Below are 16,426 nucleotides of genomic sequence, written 5' to 3' on the forward strand. Positions count from 1 at the left end.
GCCGAGCTGCCCCGCGCCGGGCTCTACTTCGGTCCCGACTCGACGGTCTCGCGCGCGCGGCCAGCGGTCGCTTCCGAGATCACCTCGGACTGGTCGATGCCCTTGGCCGCAGCGTTCTCGCCCGTGCCCGTCTTGTGTCCAGGATCGACCCAGGAGCGCGAGATCTCCTCGGTGCGCGGCGACAGGAGGCGGTGCAGCTTGAGCCACAGCGCGAACGCCTTCGTCTCGAGGCGGCCCATGGCGTAGTTGCCCGAGCGCAGTCGCCAGCGCGCGAGTTTCTCCCACAGGCCGTCCTTCGCACGAACGAGGCCGCGCGCCAGCGTCTGGTAGTGGCAGTACAGCTTGCGCACCTGGGCCACGTGGGGCGGGATGCGCCCCGGCCAGGTCTCGTGGAGGTGGTACTCGCCGAGGCTGCCCCATTCCTCGAGTTCCTGCGGCGCTTCGAAACCCAGCTCGATCGCTTGGTCCCACATCTCCGTGCCCGGGATGGGGCGGTAGGGCCAGACGGTCACGGACGAGCGCGGCGCAGCGGCCTGGGCCTCGCGCGCCTGCTCGAGCGTCGCGAGCATGTTGTCCGGCTCTTCCTTCGGGTAGCCGATGATGTACGTCACCGAGCACTCGATGCCGCGGCGGTCCATCTCGTAGGTCGCGCGCACGTTGTCGTCGCCCTTGATCGGCTTGCCGATCTGCGCCTTCATGAATTCGTCGGTGCCGGTCTCGGCGCCGATCTCGGCCAGGTGCATGCCGGACGCCGCCATCAGGTCGAGCGTCTCGGGCTTGTACAGCAGGATCGAGTTGGTCTCGATGAACGAGTTCCACCAGATCGAGAGTTTGCGGTCGATCAGCCCCTGCGCGAACTCCTTCACGCGCTTCTCCATCACGCCGAAGTTGGCGTCGTGGAAGCGGACCACGTCGTAGTTCCAGCGCTCCTTCAGCATCTGGAGCTGGTCCAGCATCCGCTCGGCCGGCATGGCCTTCCAGCGGCGGCTGGTCACGAACGGCGAACAGCAGAACTTGCAGGGTTCCGGGCAGCCGAAGCTCGAGAAGAATGTGATGCCGAAGTACGGCTTCCGCGAGCCCATCGCCGGCGGCGTCGGCATCCGCAGCACGTGGCGGTGGCTGTCGGCGCGCATCTGGCGCTCGCGGTAGGGCTCGACATCGAGCAGGTGCCACGCCGCGTCGGGCAGCTTGTCCCAACCGACGACGGGGTTCTTCGGGTTCTCGATCACCTGGCCGTCGCGCCAGAGGGCGAGGCTCCCGATGTCGTCCCAAGGTTCACCCGCGGCGGTGGCCTGCACGATGTCGCGGAAGGCGATCTCGCCCTGGCCGCGCACGACACCGTCGTAGACACCCGTCGCGAGGAACAGGTCGGGCCGCACGGAGGCGAACCAACCGCCCGCGACGATCTTGATGTTCGGGTGGGCGGCGCGGACGCGGGCGCTGCACTGCGCACCGTCCTTGACCATGAAGCCGAGGATACCGGTGACGCCGTAGAGCATGGCGCCCTCGCAGGCCTCGACGACCATCCGGTGGGCCGTGTCCTGGTCGTAGAGCGAGCCGTCGATGATGACGACTTCGTAGCCCTCCGCGTCCGGCCACGCGGCGATCTGCAGCATCTCGAGCGGCAGCATGTCGCCGGACGAGAGGGTCCCGAGGGAGGCGTCGACCTGTTGCGGTTGGTACAGGACGATCCGCCGTTTGGCCTGGATCATGGTTCGGACGGGGCGCGCACCGCTCGCTGCGGTGCGTGGGCCGATGGGTGGTTCCTACTCGCGCATGGGCAGTGCGAGCGTGGGGACGGCCGCCGATGGGGGGGCGGCCGCGCAAGGGATCCGGCCGTTGGTGGTGGCCGGAACCTGCCGCTCCACAGGGGGGTCCCGCGGAACGACATGACCAATCGTACACGTCCCACTACGACCCGTGTGCGGCCTCCGTCCGCCCAGGAGCCGCGGCGGGGCCCAGGACCGCGCAGGCCGTCCGGCTCACGGGCCGCCCGTTCCCCCGGCGGCGCGCACCGCTCGAACTCAGGCCGCGGCGGCGCCGTCGGCTTCCGGCGCTGCGGACGGCACCAGGGCCGCCGGCGCGAGGTAGGGACCGGTCTCCTCCACCGCGTCGCCCAGGCGCACGAGCCGTGCGGAGTTCACCAGCACCAGCAGGACGCCGCCGTTGTGGAGCAGGGCCGCCACGGCAGGCGCCAGGATCCCCAGTGAGGCCAGGGCGACCATCGCCACGCCCCAACCGGTGGCGAGCAGCGCGTTCGACACGATCGTCGCGCGCGTGCGGTCGGCGAGGTGCAGCATGCGGGGGATGCGGCCGAGGTCGCCGGACATCAGCGCCACGTCGGCTCCGCCCACGGCCACCTCGTTGACGCGCGCGCCGAGCGCCACGCCCACGTCCGCTCCCGACAGGGCCAACGCGTCGTTCACGCCGTCGCCGACCATCATCACCTTGCCGCGGGCGCGCGCCTGTTCCTGGCGCACGATGTCGAGCTTCTGCTCGGGCAGCACCTCGGCCACGTAGTCGTCGAACCCCAGTTCGTCCGCCACGACCTTGGCCGTGCCTTCGCGGTCGCCCGTGAGGAGCACGATGCGTTCGATGCCGAGGCGGCGCACCAGGTCGAGCGCGGAGCGGGCCTCGCTGCGCGGCGTGTCGCGCAGGGCGACGAATCCGAGCAGGCGATCGCCCTCCGCGACCCAGGCGCCCGGGCCACCGTCGTCGGCGCCGGCGCCTTCGAACGACACGCCCGCCGCTTCGAGCCACGTGCGCCGACCCAGGCGCAGACGCGTGCCACCGGTGGCGCGCACCTCGACGCCCGAGCCCGGGATCTCGCGCGTCTCGTCCACGCCGCCGAGAACGAGTCCGCGCGCGCGAGCGGCCGCGACCGCGGCGACGCTGACCGGGTGCAGGGACGCCTGACCACAGGTGCCGGCGGCGGCCAACAGCCGTTCGCTCTCGACTCCGGCGACCGGCACGAGCGCGTCGACCGCGAGGCGCCCGCTCGTCACGGTGCCGGTCTTGTCGAGGACCAGGGTCGTGATGTCGGCCGAGGTCTCGATGAACTCGGAGCTCTTGATCAACAGCCGCAGGCGCGAGGCCGCCGTCATCGACGCGACCATCGCCGCCGGGCCCGCGAGGACGAGGCCGCACGGACAGGCCACGATCAGCACGGCGATCGCGCGGTTCATCTCGCCGGTCGCGAACAGGACGATGCCGGCCACGGCCAGCACGAGCGGGATGTAGCTGCCCGAGAAGCGGTCGAGCAGGCGCAGCACGGGCGTCTTGCTCGATTCGACGCTCTGCAGCAGTTCGACGACGCGGCCCAGGACCGACGCCGAGCCCACCGTCGTCGCGCGCACCGACAGGAGTCCGTCGAGGTTGATCGTGCCCGAGTACACGCGGCTGCCGGGTTGCACGGAGTCGTAGAGCGACTCGCCCGTGATGGGGGAGGAGTCCACGCTCGAGCGCCCGCCGACCACTTCGCCGTCGCAGGGGATCACTTCGCCCGGGCGCACGACGACCACGTCGCCGACCGCGAGCTGCTCGGGATCCACTTCCTCCAGCTCTTCACCGTCCGCCGCGCCGGGCCGCACCCGGTGCGCGCGCCGCGCGTGCAGGGCCAGGATGCCGTCGATCGCCGCGCGCGCGCCGCGACTCGAGCGTTCCTCGAACAGGTGCCCGAGCTCGAGGAACAAGGGCACGAGCGTCGCCACCATGAACTCCCCGGTGACGAGCGCCGCGAACACGGCGATCGCGACCAACTGCTCGGTCAGGTTGCGCGTCGGGCGCGCGAGGAAGCCCTCGAGCGCCTCGCGGAAGATCGGCAGGCCGACGGTGACGGCGCCGATCGCTTGCAGCACCGCGGCGACGTCGGCCTGGTCGGGAACGAGCCACGCGTACAGCGCGCCGAGGGCGAACAACCCGGTGCCGAACATCAGCGGGCCGAGCTGGCGGCCGATGCGCCGCTTCTCGCTCGTCGTCAGCGGCGCTTCGATCGGGTCGTGCCCCGTTCCGACGGTCTCGCAGGCCTTCGTGGTGGTGGACATCGTGGTGGTGCCGCGCGAGTGGAGGCGCGGCCGTTCGATCAGTGCTCGGCGTCGCCCGCGTCGTCGACGGCGTCGATGCGACGATCCGGCGACAGCGTGAAGCGCAACTCGGCGTAGCGCCCGTCCGCGGGCGGAGGGGCGAAGGAGATGCGTGCGCCGCTCTCGCGCAGGATGCGGACGACACCCGCACGCAGCATCCGGTCGCGCACCAGTTCCGGTGCGAGCAGGTACTGTGGCAGCACCTCGTCGTAGGCCGCGATCGCGCCCTCGACGCGGGCCACGACCTCGCGCGCGTAGCCGCGCTGTTCGGCCAGGATCTGGGCCAGTTCGCGCCGGAACAGTTCGAGGTCGCGGCGCCGTTCGCCGTCGGCCTGGGTGATGCGCGCGCGCGCCACGTTGACGGCCGTGCGCACGTCCTCGACGGCGGCCTTCACCTGGCGCGGGAAACTGATCGTGCCGATCGAGACTTCGGCCAGGTCGATGCCGCTGTTCACCGCGTCGAGTCGCGCCTGCGCCACGTCGCGGATCTGCGTCGGCAGGAAGCGCAGGCCGGCGAACAGGTCGAGCGCACCGTAGGTCGTGAAGATCGTCGTCGCCGCAGCCTGCACCGAGTCGTGCACGAGGCGTTCCCGCGTCGCCTCGTCGGCGCCCAGCGCCCAGGCGATCGGATCACTGACGCGGTAGCGCGCGACGAGGCGCGTCTGCATCAGCGCGCGGTCGCCGGTGACGAGATAGCCTTCGGCCACGGGGTCGATCGTGTCGCCCTGTTCCTGGCCGTAGGGATCGTCGCGCAGCATCGCGTCCGTCGCGTCCAAGTCGTCGATCTCGACCTGGCGCACGAGGTCCACGGGGATGCGCTGGACGCGGTCGATGGGGAAGGGGAGCGCCAGCAAGAGCCCCGGACGCTGGATCTGCTCCGCGGGCGTGTCGCCGACCAGACGGCCGAAGCGCTGCACGAGCGCGACTTCGTTCTCGCGCACGAACGTGATGCCCGACGCGAGGTACACGAGCGCCAGACCGCCCAGGATCCAGCCGATGCGCGCCACGAGCCAGTTGAGGCTCGCGAGCAGCGGTTGGAACAGGTGCTGGGTCTCGCCGACCCGTCGGATCTGGAGCTCGGCCACGTCAGTCGTTCCCGTCGCCGTCAGAGGGCGAGTCGGCATCCTCGGCGCGCCCGTTCTCCAGCCCGCCCTCGCCGACGAGTTCCGCGTCGGGACGGCCGCCGTTGAACAGGTCGAACGGCACCTGACCGGTCTGCAGGAACAGCGCGGTGTTGTTCGTGACGAGGTTCTCGAGCGAGTTCATCTTCACCATGAACGCGAAGAACTCGGGGTCGAGGTCCTTGACGTCGATCAGCGCGCGCGCGATCTCCGCTTCGGCCTGACCGCGGATGACGCGCGCTTCCTTGTCGGCCTCGGCCAGCATCTCGCGCACCTCGACCTTGGTCCGTTCCTTGATCTCACCGGCCGTGGTCTCGCCCTCGGCGCGGATGGCGTCGCCCTCGCGTTTGCGGTCCGCGCGCATCTGGTCGAAGACCGCGGCGATGTTGGCCTCGGGGAAGGCCACGCGCTTGATGCCGAGGCTCTCGATCGCGATGCCGTAGATCGTGCGCGTGGTGTCCGCGGTGCCCTCGTCGATCTGCTCGACGCTCGCGAGCAGCTGTTCTTCGATCGCGCGCGAACGCGACGCGTCGTCGTCGATCGACACGAGCGCCCCCAGATCGTTCTTGGCCAGAACTGCGGTCTTCGCGGCCGAGAGCCGAGCGGCGAGGATCTCACGCGCGCGCTCGGGGCTGCCGACCGCGCGGAAGAACAGTTCGGGATCGTCCACGCGCCAGGCCACGAAGGTCTGCAGCGCGACGTTGCGCCGGTCACCGGTGAGGGTCTCGGTGAGGCTCGACTCGAGCACGTGCGTGCGACGATCGATCGCGATCTCGGCCTCGAGCGGCCAGGGCAGCTTCCAGTTGAGACCGGGCTCGTCGAGCGTGCGGTCGAGCTTGCCGAAGCGCGTGACGAGCGTCGTGTGGCGCTCGCGCACCGACACGGCCGCGCTGTAGAGCGCGAGCAGGAGCACCGTCGCTCCGCCCACGACCAGTCGCAGCCGGAAGCGCCGCGGGCCCGTGTCGGGGACGGTGCCGTGGGTGTGCCCGTGCCCGTGCGAGTGCCCGTGCGAATGCCCGTGCGAATGCCCGTGCGCGTGGTCGTTGCGGTCGTTCATCGGTCGAGGATCCACCAGGTGGCTCCGTCCGCGTCGAGGCGGGCGTCCCACACGGAATAGGGCGTGCCGGCGAGGGCGCGTTCCAGTCGGTCGAGATACAGCACGAGTTCGAGGGCCGCGTCGGTGTCCAGATCGCCGCTGCGCGCGCCGGCCACCAGTCGGAAGGCCTCCATCTCGCCCACTTCGCTCGCCACGCGCTGGACCTTGGCCGCGCGGGCCTCGGACACCATGGCGAAGGCGTCGGCCTGGGCCTCCAGGAGGTCGACGGTGGCGGTGGACTCGGCCTCGATCACCAGGCGTTCGCCCTCGATCTGGTTGCTGACCACGCTCTGGTAGTCGGCGGCCACTTCGCGCGGCGGATGCAGGGAGAGGACGACCAGGTCGACGATCTCGATGCCGAGGCCGCGTTCGGCGACGCCCGTCGCGATCGCCGTCTCGAAGTCGCTCGTGAGTTGCTCGAGGTTGCCGGCCAGGACGTCGTCGAGGTCGCGGTCGACGGTCTGCTCGAACAGCGCGCGCGAGCAGATGGCCGACAGCGCCGCCTCGGGATCGGCCTCCGTGTAGACGAAGGCCAGAGGGTCGGACGGGCGCCAGTGCAACACCGCGTTGATCGAGAGCAGCTCTTCGCCGTCACCGAGCACCAGCCGGTACTCGCCCTGGGCGTGGGTCTCGGTCCACAGCATGGGCGCGCCTTCGATCGCTCGCTCGTAGCCGACCGGCATCGAGCGCACCTGACCGACGTCGACCGTGTGCACGCGATCGATCGGCCACGGGAACAGCACGTGCAGTCCCGGTTCGAGCACGCCTTCGGGCCGCGCACCGAAGCGTTCGAGCACGCCGACCGCGCGGGTCGGGACCACGTGGAACGCGCTGGCGACCCAGGCCACGAGCGCGAGCAGCGCGCCGATCGGCAGCAGCGCGCGGCGCATGTACACCAGCGCGTAGGTGCCGCGGATGTCGATGCCGAAGCCGTCGGCCGCCACGTCGAAGAGGCTCTTGACCGGGTTGAAGCTCGAGCCCAGGAGGCGCGGCACGACGGCGTCGGTCAGGACGCGCGCGCCGGGGTGGGCGGCGCCGTCGTAGATGCGTGCCCAGAAGGTCGCGAGCGAGCGCAGCGCCACCTCGATCCACAGCAGCGTCGCGAGACCGCCGAGGGCCGACGGGATCCAGTCGAGGTCGACCGAGGCCGCCACGTCCGCGCCGAGCAGCGTCGGCGCCAGCAGCACCGCCGCGACCAGACCGCAGTACCAGGTGCCGACGCGCGCCCAGGCCGCGAAGCCCTTGGCCTCGGGTGCGGCGGTCGGGTCGACGGCCGCGAAGAAGAGCGCGACCAGAGCGCAGGCCACGGCGAGCAGCGCGTTCACGCCACCGATCCACGGCCTGGTGCTCGCTTCGAGCGCCGCGACGGAATCGACGTCCACCGCGAGAGCAGCCGCCCACAGGGGACGACCGCCGACGAGCGGTTCCAACTCGAACAACTGGCCCAGCCAGCGCGCGATGTCGACGCCGAACAGCACCTGCACGCCGACCACGACGAGCAGCGCCGTGGGCACGAAGCGCAGCGCGAAGAACGGAACGCCGCGGCGGGGCGTCGCGGGTGCGTCGGCCAGCCGCGCGAGCTCCGCGATCCGCCAGGCCAACATCCGCCACAGGGCGAAGGCCACGAGCAGCGCCAGCGTCCCGAAGGGTCCGGGCACGAACGGCACCAGCAGGGCGGGGACGCCGTCCAGCGCCGGATCCACGGGCGCGGTCGAGCCGAGCCAGCCGTTGCCGTCCAAGGTGGCCAGCGGCAGGGCCACCAGCAGCGTCACCCAGCCGGTGACCCGCTTGAGGCGCGCGAGGCGTTCGGTGTGCAGTGCGGTGGCGGCGGGCAACGACATTGGAGCCCGAAGACTTTACACGGGCCGCGCCGCGTCCAGACCCGCCGAGGAGGCGAAGACGGGGCGCCGGTGTCGAGGCCCACTGCGGCGCCTCGCGCTCTTCACGCTTCCCCGAGCACACGCGCGCGCCGCCCACCCGTCGCGGGCTATTCTCCGAGCCGCACCCGGGAGTCGGGTTCGCCGGGGCCTCCACGGGACGGCGCCGGCGCACCGCGAACCAGGCTGCCATGACCACGCCCACCGACCGCCCTCTCGATGGTGATGGCCCGGCCTCCACCGCGCCCGTCACTCCGCCCCAACGCCCCGCGCCCGCGCCCGTGTCCTCCACCGAACGTTCTCGCATCGAAGCCGCCCGTCCCTCCCAGGCCGAGGCCGAAGCTGCGGTCCGCGTCCTGTTGCGCTGGGCCGGCGACGACCCCGATCGCGAGGGGCTGCTCGACACGCCCCGCCGCGTGGCCAAGTCCTACCGCGAGTTCTTCGCCGGCTACGAGCTCGACCCCGAAGCCGTGCTCTCGACCACCTTCGAGGAGGTGGAGGGCTACGACGAGATCGTGCTCGTGCGCGACATCAACCTCGAGAGCCACTGCGAGCACCACATGGTCCCGATCAACGGGCGCGCCCACGTGGCCTACCTGCCCGACAAGCGCGTCGTGGGGATCAGCAAGCTGGCGCGGGTCGTGGAGGTCTACGCCAAGCGCCTGCAGATCCAGGAGAAGCTGACCGCCCAGGTGGCCGACACGATCGACCGCGTGCTCCAGCCCCGGGGCGTGGCCGTCATCATCGAGGCCAGCCACCAGTGCATGACCACGCGCGGCATCCACAAGCCCGACTCGGTCACGGTCACCAGCCGCATGCTGGGCGCCTTCCGGGACAACGCGAGCACCCGGCACGAGCTGCTGGCGATGCTCCAGCGCTGAGCCGGGGCCGGGCCCAGGTGGGGGAGCCCCCTTTGGCCGGCCCGTCGGATTCGCGACCGATCCGGGCGATTCGGGGGCTGGCGCCGGCCCTGGCCGCTCCGTACACTCTTCGGCCCTTCGCCCCGAACCGGGCCCAGGACCACCACTGCCATGAAGATCAAGGAACGCTACATCTGGCTGGTCTGCACCAAGTGCAGCTCCCGCAACTACACGACGCACAAGCGCCAGAAGGCGGCCTACAAGCTCGAGAAGAAGAAGTTCTGTCGCTTCTGTCGCGAGCACACGTCGCACAAGGAGCGCAAGCTCTAGGCCTCTAGGCCTCTAGGCCGCGGGCGAGCGACGGGCGAGCGTTCCGGCGGGCCCTTCCCGGGCGCGCCCGTACCGCTCGAGGCCCGTACCGCTCGAGGCCCGTACCGCTCGAGGCCCGTACCGCTCGAGGCCCGCACCCCTCGAGGCCCGTGCGCTCGAGGCCCGTGCGCTCGAGGCCCGGCGACCGCGCCAGCTCCGCCGCCAGAGCGGCCGGTCCGAGCGCGCGAGCCACCGACGACCACATCTGCGAGCCCGCGCTCGCACCCGGACCCCGGGTGTGAGCGCGGGCTCGTCGCGTTGGCCGGCCGGACGCGCTGGGTGGGCCAGGGCCCGTCGCCGCGTCCACACCCGGGGCTCCGTCCGTCGAGTGGGCGACCCGCGCCGCGCCTCCGCCCCGTCCCGGGCCACGTGGGCGGGCTAGGTTTGATCCGTGGCGTCGTGTCCGGGCCCCGCTCCGCGCCCGCCGTCCACCGCTCCCCGCCGTGACCCCCTCCTCCCGCATCCCCCGGCAGCTCGCCGCCGTCGCGTCCGGCCTCCTCGCGTCCGCCGTTCTCGCGGCGCCCGCGCCGGCCCAGGACGCGCGCGCCTCCGGGCCCCTGGCGGAGTTCCTCGACGCCACGCGCGGGGCCGAGGTCTGGCTCGAGATCCGCGCGCGGCACGAGGACTTTCGCGACGCGGCCTTCCCCGAGCGTTCGCGCGCCTCGACCGTGCGCACCGCTTTCGGACTGCGAACCGCGTCCTTCCGCGGACTGCGTTTCGGCGCGGAGCTCGAGAACACGACCGTCGTCGGCTCCGAGCGCTTCTACGACGGCCTCAACGACTTCACGGATCGTCCGCTCGTGCTCGATCCCGAGGGCACGACGCTCAACCGCGTGTTCGCGAGCTTCGAGGACGCGAGCGGTGTGAGCCTCGAGGTCGGCCGCCTGCGCTACACGCTGCACGACGGGCGCTTCCTCGGACCCGACCCCTGGCGCCAGAACGACCAGGTGTTCGACGGCGCCGTGCTGCGCGGGCGAGCGCTCGACCTGCTCGATCTCGAGTACGCCTACTTCGGTGCGGTCAACCGGCCCAGCGGCGACGACGCGCCGAACGGCCGGTCGACGATGAACACGCACGTGTTCGACGTGACCCATCGCCGCGGCGCCGCGCTCGAAGCCTCGGCCTTCCTGGTCCACATCGACCTCGACGAGACGGGCGAGCCGGCCCCGAAGACGCTGGGCGTGCGCGTCGCCGGCGAGCTGGACCTCGCGCCGCGCCACCTCGCGCACTACCGGGCCGAACTGGCGCGCCAGCGCGGCGACGACGGCACGGGACGCGACATCAACGCTTCGCGCGCGGCGCTCGAGCTGGGTTGGGAAGTGGTGCTGGGCCGCGCCGGTCGCGTCACGCTGCGCACGGGGGTCGAACGCCTCGGCGCCTCGTCGGGCGCGGGCGACGCACCGTTCATCACACCGCTCGCCAGCGCGAACGACTTCAACGGCTGGATCGATCGCTTCGTCGTCACGCCGGACGACGGCCTGGTCGACCGCTACGTCGGTGCGAGCTACACCATCGACCAGGTCGAACTGACCGCCACCTGGCACGACTTCGCCGCCGATCGCGGTGGGGCGGACTATGGCTCGGAGTGGAACGTGGGCCTCACCTGGCGCCCGATCCCCGAGCTCGAGCTGAGCGGCGCCGTGGCCGACTACACGGCGCGCGGATTCGAGACCGACGCCACCAGCGTGGCCGTCTGGGCCTCGTTCACGCCCTGAGCGGCGCGGCAGCGGCTCCGGCGACGGGGCGACGGGCCTTTCGGGGCCCCGCGCGGCGAGGAACGGCGGATTGGGCTCCATCGGTGCGCGCCCGTCTCCCGATCGAGGGGAGGCCCATGTACCTGATCCCCATCTGCGCCCCGATCCTGATCGAGGGTGAGCGTCGCCTCGTCACCACCGACTGGAAGCGCTCGCTCGAGCTGCTGCGCGACTCGCTCGAGGGTCGCTACGGGCCGCTGTGCGTGCTCGCACCCAGCCTGCCGGCCGACCGCTTCGAGGGCTCGACCGCGCTCGAGGAGTTGGACGTCGAACGCGACGGCATCGAGCTCGTGCCGTCGATCGCGGCCGACATCCGCGCGCGCGCGTACTGGCTGCGCGAACGGGCCACGTGGCGCGAGCAGGCCGCGGGCCTCGTGTCGCGCGCGCACGTGGTGCACGGCGGCGCCGACAACCTGTTCAAGCCGGTCATGACGACCGCGTGGCGACTGGCGGCCGAGTGGGGCGTTCCGACCGTGTTCGTGCAGGACACGGACATCGTGCTGCAGGAGCGCGAACTCGCGGGCGACGACCGACTGCGCCGACTGCGCGCGGCGATCTACGGCAGCCTCTACGAGCGCGTGGTGCGCGACGGCGTGTCGCGCGCGACCTTGAGCCTGCTCAAGGGCCGCGACCTGGTCCAGCGCTACGGACCGTTCGGCCGCAACGTGCGCGAGTTCCACGACACGTCGCACCTGTCGGAGCACGTGGTCGGCGAGGCGGTGCTCGAGCGTCGTCGCGAACACGCGGGTTCGGGCGCGCCGCTGCGGTTCGTCTACTGCGGCCGCTTCGTCGAACGCAAGGGACTGCACACCGCGATCGAGCTGGTGGCCGCCGCCGTGCGCGCGGGTGCGGCGGTGACCTACGACCTCGTCGGCGACGGACCCGAACGCGCGCGGCTCGAAGCTCTGGTGGCCGAGCGCGGTCTCGGCGAGCACGTGCGCTTCCTCGGCACGGCGGTCTACGGCCCCGAACTGATCGCGCGCCTGGGCGCCTACGACGGACTCCTGTTCACGCCGTCCGCCGAGGACACGCCGCGCATGATCTTCGACGGCTACGCGGCCGGACTGCCGCTGGTCGCGACCGACATCGCCTACGCCCGCGAGCGCGCGGACGCGGAAGGGGCGACGGTGCTCCTGCCGCGGAGCGACGCGGCGCGTGGAGCGCAGATCCTGGCCGAACTGGCCGCGGATCGTTCGCGCCTGCTCGCTCTCGGGGCGGCGGCGCGCGCGGCGGGGGAGTACCACGCCGCCGACGCGTGGTACGCGCGTCGTGCCCGTTGGACGTTCGAGGCCGTCGACGCCGCCGGTCGCGCCGCGGCCTGAGTGGCACGAGCGCGCCTTCCGCGGCGCGCTCGACCGATCGCCTACTTGGCCGGCGGGAAGGCCAGGACCGGCAGGTGCGAGCGGTGCAGGATGTCCTCGGCCACCGAGCCGAGGATCACGCGCCGCAGGCCGCTGCGTCCGTGGGTCGACACGGCGATGACGTCGACGCCGTTCTGCTCGGCGAACTCGACGATCGCGCGGCCGACCGACTCGTCCAGCAGGACCTCGGTCTCGACCTTCACGCCCTCGCCCATGGCCTTGGCCTGTTCGGCGAGCGCCTTGTTCGCGTCCTCCTTCTCCTGGTGCGGATCACCGATCGTCAGCGGGCCGGCGAACATCGCGCCGGGGGGCGTCGTGACGAGGATCCGGACCACGTGGATCAGGGTGACCTTCGCGCCGGTGTCGCGCGCCAGCTCGGCCACGGGGCCGAAGGCGCGTTGGGCCTCGTCGGAGAGGTCGGTGGGGAGCAGGATGTGCTTGAGCTTCATCGGTGGTCACTCTCTGGCCCCTGCGGGACCGGTCGGGGGTTCCCGCACAGTGTGGCGAACGGGTGCCGGGGGCGCCACCGCCGGGTGCGACGCCGAGGGGCCGGATGCCGTGCGCCCGACGCTCGCGCCTTGCGATGCGGGGATGCGTTCACCAGGCTCGGGCCCCGTCGATCCGTCGCACCGAGCGGTGGGACCGATCCGTCGCGACACCGTGCTCGTCACTCCGACGGGAGCGCCGCCGCCCACCTTCGAACCGACCAGGTCCCATGTCGACCAACACCCCGTCCGCCGCCGCGCGTCCGACCCGCGCCGTCTGCGCCGCGATCGCGCTCCTCGTGGCCGTGGGCTGCAGCGGTACGCGGCGCGCACCGTCGGCGGCCGATCTCGCCGCTCCCGCCGAGCCGCAACGTCCCAACGTGGTCGTGGTGCTGGCCGACGACCTGGGCTGGGGCGAGCTCGGCTGCTACGGGCAGGAGCGGATCCCGACGCCCGCGATCGACGCGCTCGCGGCGCGCGGTGTGCGCTTCACCCAGGGCTACAGCGGCTCGCCCGTGTGCGCGCCCTCGCGCTGCGTGCTGCTGACCGGTCGGCACACCGGGCACGCGACGATCCGCAACAACACCGAGAACGGTGGGCTGCGTTTCGGTCCCGACGCGCTCGAGGGCCAGACGCCGCTGCCGGCCGGCGAGTGGACGGTGGCGCGCGAGCTGCACGACGCGGGCTACCGCACCGGTTTCGTCGGCAAGTGGGGGCTGGGGGGACCGGACACGACGGGACATCCGCTCGACCAGGGCTTCGATCGCTTCTACGGGATCCTGTGCCAGCGCAAGGCGCACGGTTTCTATCCGACGCACCTGTGGTCCGACCGCGACCGCGAACCGCTCGCCGGCAACGCCTACCTGGCCGAGCACCAGAAGCTCGACGCGCCGCTCTCGACCGAGTCCGAGTACTACGAGCGCTACTGCGGCACGACCTACGCGCCGGACCGCATCATCGACGAGGCGGTGGCGTTCGTCGAGACGGCCGCGGACGAGGACGCGCCGTTCTTCCTGGTCTACGCGAGTCCGATCCCGCACGTCGCCCTGCAGGTTCCGCCGACGGAGCTCGACGCGTTCCCGCGCGACTGGGACACCGCGCCGTACCTCGGCGAGGGAGGCTACGTCCCGCACCCGCGTCCGCGCGCGGCCTACGCGGCGATGATCGCGCGCCTCGATCGGCAGGTGGGCCGGCTGGTCGAAGCGCTCGAGCGCACGGGCGAGTTGGAACACACGCTGGTCGTCTTCACCAGCGACAACGGGCCGACCTACGCGGGCGGCGTCGACGCGGAGTTCTTCGACAGCGCGGGCGGACTGCGCGGACTCAAGGGCAGCGTGTTCGAGGGCGGCGTGCGCGTTCCGTTCGTCGCGAGCCTGCCGGGCGTGATCGAACCGGGCAGCACCAGCGAGTTCCCCTGCGGTTTCCAGGACCTCGCGCCGACCGTGCTCGAACTCGCCGGGCGCGCGTTGCCGAGCACCGTCGAGTTGGACGGCGAGTCGCTCGTTCCGGTGCTGCGCGGCGCGGCCCCGTCCGAGCGCCGGACGCCGCTCTACTGGGAACTCGGTCGCCAGCAGGCCGTGCGCGTCGGCGACCTCAAGGCGGTCCGGACCGGGTTGGGATCCGATTCGCCGAAGCTCGCGCTCTTCGATCTGGCGGCCGATCCTGCGGAGAGCACGGATCTGGCTCCCGAACGCCCCGATCTGGTCGCGCGCTTCGAGCGCGTCTTCGAAGCCGCGCGCGAGCCCTCGACCCTGTTCCCCCTGCGCGGCGTCGACCGACCCTGAGGGGGTGACCCGGCGCGACTCCATGGTGTCGTGACCCGAGGTGTGCCGCTGGGTAGGCTCGGGTGGCCGCTCCGGGCCGCACTCCACGACGCTTCGACCACGATGATCCCGACGACCCACCTGCTCGCGACCGCCGCCCTGACTCTGCCGTTCCTCTCGGGCGCGGGCCCTGGAGCGGAGCCGGAGTTCGACGCGAGCGCGACCTTCGAACGCGCGCCGACGATCGGGCAGGAGGGCGATCCGGGCGGGGACGAGAAGGACGCGGAAGGCGAAGAGGTGGACGAGGGACCGCGCATCCTCGACGAGCTCGCGACGCGCGGACTGATGGTGCGCTACGGGCACGCGGAGCACTGGACGATGCAGTGTCTGGTGCTGCTCTCCCTGGGAGTCAGCTGGCACCCGCAGGCGGCGCCCATCTTCGTCGGCGCGCTCGAAGGCAAGGAACCGCGCGTGCGCGCGTTCGCGCTCGAGGTCCTGCATCGCGCCCAGGACGACTGCCTGGCCTGCAACGCGACGCCCGAGCTCGTCACCGTCCTGATCGAAGAGAGCCTGAAGGATCGCGACGACCAGTTCGCGGCGCGCGCGGAAGCGGTTCTCGGGCGCATCTTCCCGGCTGCGGACGTGGACCCGGGCGACCGCTCGAAGTGGCGCTCGTTCTGGCGCGACGCGAGCGAGACCTACGAACCCGCGCCCTGGGTCGCGCCGCCGGTCGATCCGAACGCGCCGAAGAACACGGTCTCGGGCGGTGCGCTCGACCGCGCGATGGACCTGCGCGAGGCGGGACTCGAACTGTGCTTCTGCATCGACGCCACCGGCTCGATGGGCCCGTTGATCTCGGCCACGGCCGGCGCCGCCGAACAGGTCACGGGGCTCCTGAACGGCTTCGCGCCCGATCTGCGCGTCGCGTCCGTCTACTACCGCGACGAGGAGGACATGACCGGTGCGGCGAAGGTCCTCGACGAACTGACGAACAAGTACTCGAAGGTCTTCAAGCGCATCGGCAACCTCGCGGCCGAAGGTGGCGGCGACATCCCCGAAGCGGTGGAACGCGGCCTCGAAGTGGCGCTCGATCGCAAGGAGGTCGGCTGGAGCCTCCAGACCAACAAGCTCGTGATCATCATGGGCGACGCGCCGCCGCACCCGCCGAACGTGCCCCGGGCCGAAGCGCTCGCCACCCAGGCCCGTGAACGGCCGCTCGGGTTCGAGGCCAAGAAGCGCGGCACTGGTTCGGGGCGCACGTCCACCGCCGCGCCGCGTCCGTTCGTGATCTCGTGCATCGGCGTCGGCCAGGGCAGCGTCGAGAGCCGCACCGAGGAGTCCTTCCGCCGCATCGCGACCGCCGGTGGTGGCATCTACGCCGCGCTGTCCGTCGGTGCCGGCGAGTCCCAGGTGCGTGCGGCGAGCCGCGGCATCGTCGCGCACGTCCTGCGGATGACGTTCGGCGAGCGCTGGGAGCGCGAGGTGGGGGAGTTCCTCGCGATCTACTTCGACTACCTCGACCGCGAGTACTTCGACTAGTCCAACTGGTCCATTCGGTCCGCCACCGCCGGTCGGCGAGCACCGCGACCGGGTGTGCGCTCCGGTCCGGTCGTCGGTCGCGGACGCCCCGAACGCGGTTCCGCGCGTCCCTTCCTCCC

The 16,426-nt window shown here is 71.9% G+C and carries 12 protein-coding genes; 6 read left to right on the forward strand and 6 right to left on the reverse strand.

Annotation, left to right across the window (positions count from 1 at the left end):
- Positions 1 to 23: 23 nt before the first annotated feature.
- The 5 genes from Pla163_RS04860 to hflK all read right to left on the reverse strand — a co-directional run bounded on the left by Pla163_RS04860 (position 24) and on the right by hflK (position 8,134).
- On the reverse strand, positions 24 to 1,712 hold the full coding sequence (locus tag Pla163_RS04860) for a B12-binding domain-containing radical SAM protein (protein ID WP_145184424.1): 1,689 nt from the start codon (positions 1,710 to 1,712) through the stop codon (positions 24 to 26).
- A 312-nt stretch (positions 1,713 to 2,024) separates the two neighbouring features.
- Positions 2,025 to 4,043 (reverse strand): heavy metal translocating P-type ATPase, encoded by a 2,019-nt coding sequence (locus tag Pla163_RS04865; RefSeq protein WP_145184427.1) that lies wholly within the window; start codon positions 4,041 to 4,043, stop codon positions 2,025 to 2,027.
- Between the two features lie 38 nt (positions 4,044 to 4,081).
- On the reverse strand, positions 4,082 to 5,206 hold the full coding sequence (locus tag Pla163_RS04870; RefSeq protein ID WP_145184430.1) for an SPFH domain-containing protein: 1,125 nt from the start codon (positions 5,204 to 5,206) through the stop codon (positions 4,082 to 4,084).
- A complete protein-coding gene (gene hflC, locus Pla163_RS04875) occupies positions 5,169 to 6,260 on the reverse strand; it encodes a protease modulator HflC (protein ID WP_145184434.1) in 1,092 nt (363 codons plus the stop codon). The genes Pla163_RS04870 and hflC overlap by 38 nt, the downstream gene beginning before the upstream one ends.
- Positions 6,257 to 8,134 (reverse strand): protease modulator HflK, encoded by a 1,878-nt coding sequence (hflK, locus tag Pla163_RS04880; RefSeq protein WP_419186329.1) that lies wholly within the window; start codon positions 8,132 to 8,134, stop codon positions 6,257 to 6,259. Before hflK ends, hflC begins: the two co-directional genes overlap by 4 nt.
- Before the next feature lie 233 nt (positions 8,135 to 8,367).
- Here hflK and folE point away from each other — a divergent pair, with 233 nt between their 5' ends.
- From folE to Pla163_RS04900, 4 genes are all read left to right on the forward strand, one after another.
- Positions 8,368 to 9,057, forward strand: coding sequence for a GTP cyclohydrolase I FolE (gene folE, locus Pla163_RS04885; RefSeq protein ID WP_145184440.1), 690 nt, complete (start codon positions 8,368 to 8,370; stop codon positions 9,055 to 9,057).
- 150 nt (positions 9,058 to 9,207) lie between these two features.
- Positions 9,208 to 9,366 carry a 50S ribosomal protein L33 gene (gene rpmG / locus Pla163_RS04890; protein ID WP_145184443.1) on the forward strand — a complete coding sequence of 53 codons (159 nt, stop codon included), beginning with the start codon at positions 9,208 to 9,210 and terminating at the stop codon, positions 9,364 to 9,366.
- Positions 9,367 to 9,848: 482 nt separating this feature from the next.
- The gene (locus Pla163_RS04895; protein WP_419186330.1) at positions 9,849 to 11,120 is read left to right on the forward strand and encodes an alginate export family protein; all 1,272 of its coding nucleotides are present in this window, start codon (positions 9,849 to 9,851) and stop codon (positions 11,118 to 11,120) included.
- Positions 11,121 to 11,236: 116 nt separating this feature from the next.
- Entirely contained in the window at positions 11,237 to 12,481 is a 1,245-nt protein-coding gene (locus Pla163_RS04900; RefSeq protein WP_145184450.1) for a glycosyltransferase, read from the forward strand.
- Between the two features lie 41 nt (positions 12,482 to 12,522).
- Here Pla163_RS04900 and Pla163_RS04905 read toward each other — a convergent pair whose 3' ends face one another.
- Positions 12,523 to 12,969 carry a universal stress protein gene (locus Pla163_RS04905; protein ID WP_145184453.1) on the reverse strand — a complete coding sequence of 149 codons (447 nt, stop codon included), beginning with the start codon at positions 12,967 to 12,969 and terminating at the stop codon, positions 12,523 to 12,525.
- A 266-nt stretch (positions 12,970 to 13,235) separates the two neighbouring features.
- Between Pla163_RS04905 and Pla163_RS04910 the strand changes: the two genes are divergently transcribed.
- Together Pla163_RS04910 and Pla163_RS04915 are read left to right on the forward strand one after the other, a co-directional pair.
- Positions 13,236 to 14,789, forward strand: coding sequence for an arylsulfatase (locus tag Pla163_RS04910; protein WP_419186331.1), 1,554 nt, complete (start codon positions 13,236 to 13,238; stop codon positions 14,787 to 14,789).
- Positions 14,790 to 14,891: 102 nt separating this feature from the next.
- Positions 14,892 to 16,307: a vWA domain-containing protein gene (locus Pla163_RS04915; protein WP_145184459.1), complete on the forward strand. Its 1,416-nt coding sequence runs from the start codon at positions 14,892 to 14,894 to the stop codon at positions 16,305 to 16,307.
- The last annotated feature ends 119 nt before the right edge of the window (positions 16,308 to 16,426 follow it).

It is taken from the genome of Rohdeia mirabilis (genome assembly GCA_007750655.1).
Classification (GTDB): Bacteria; Planctomycetota; UBA1135; order UBA1135.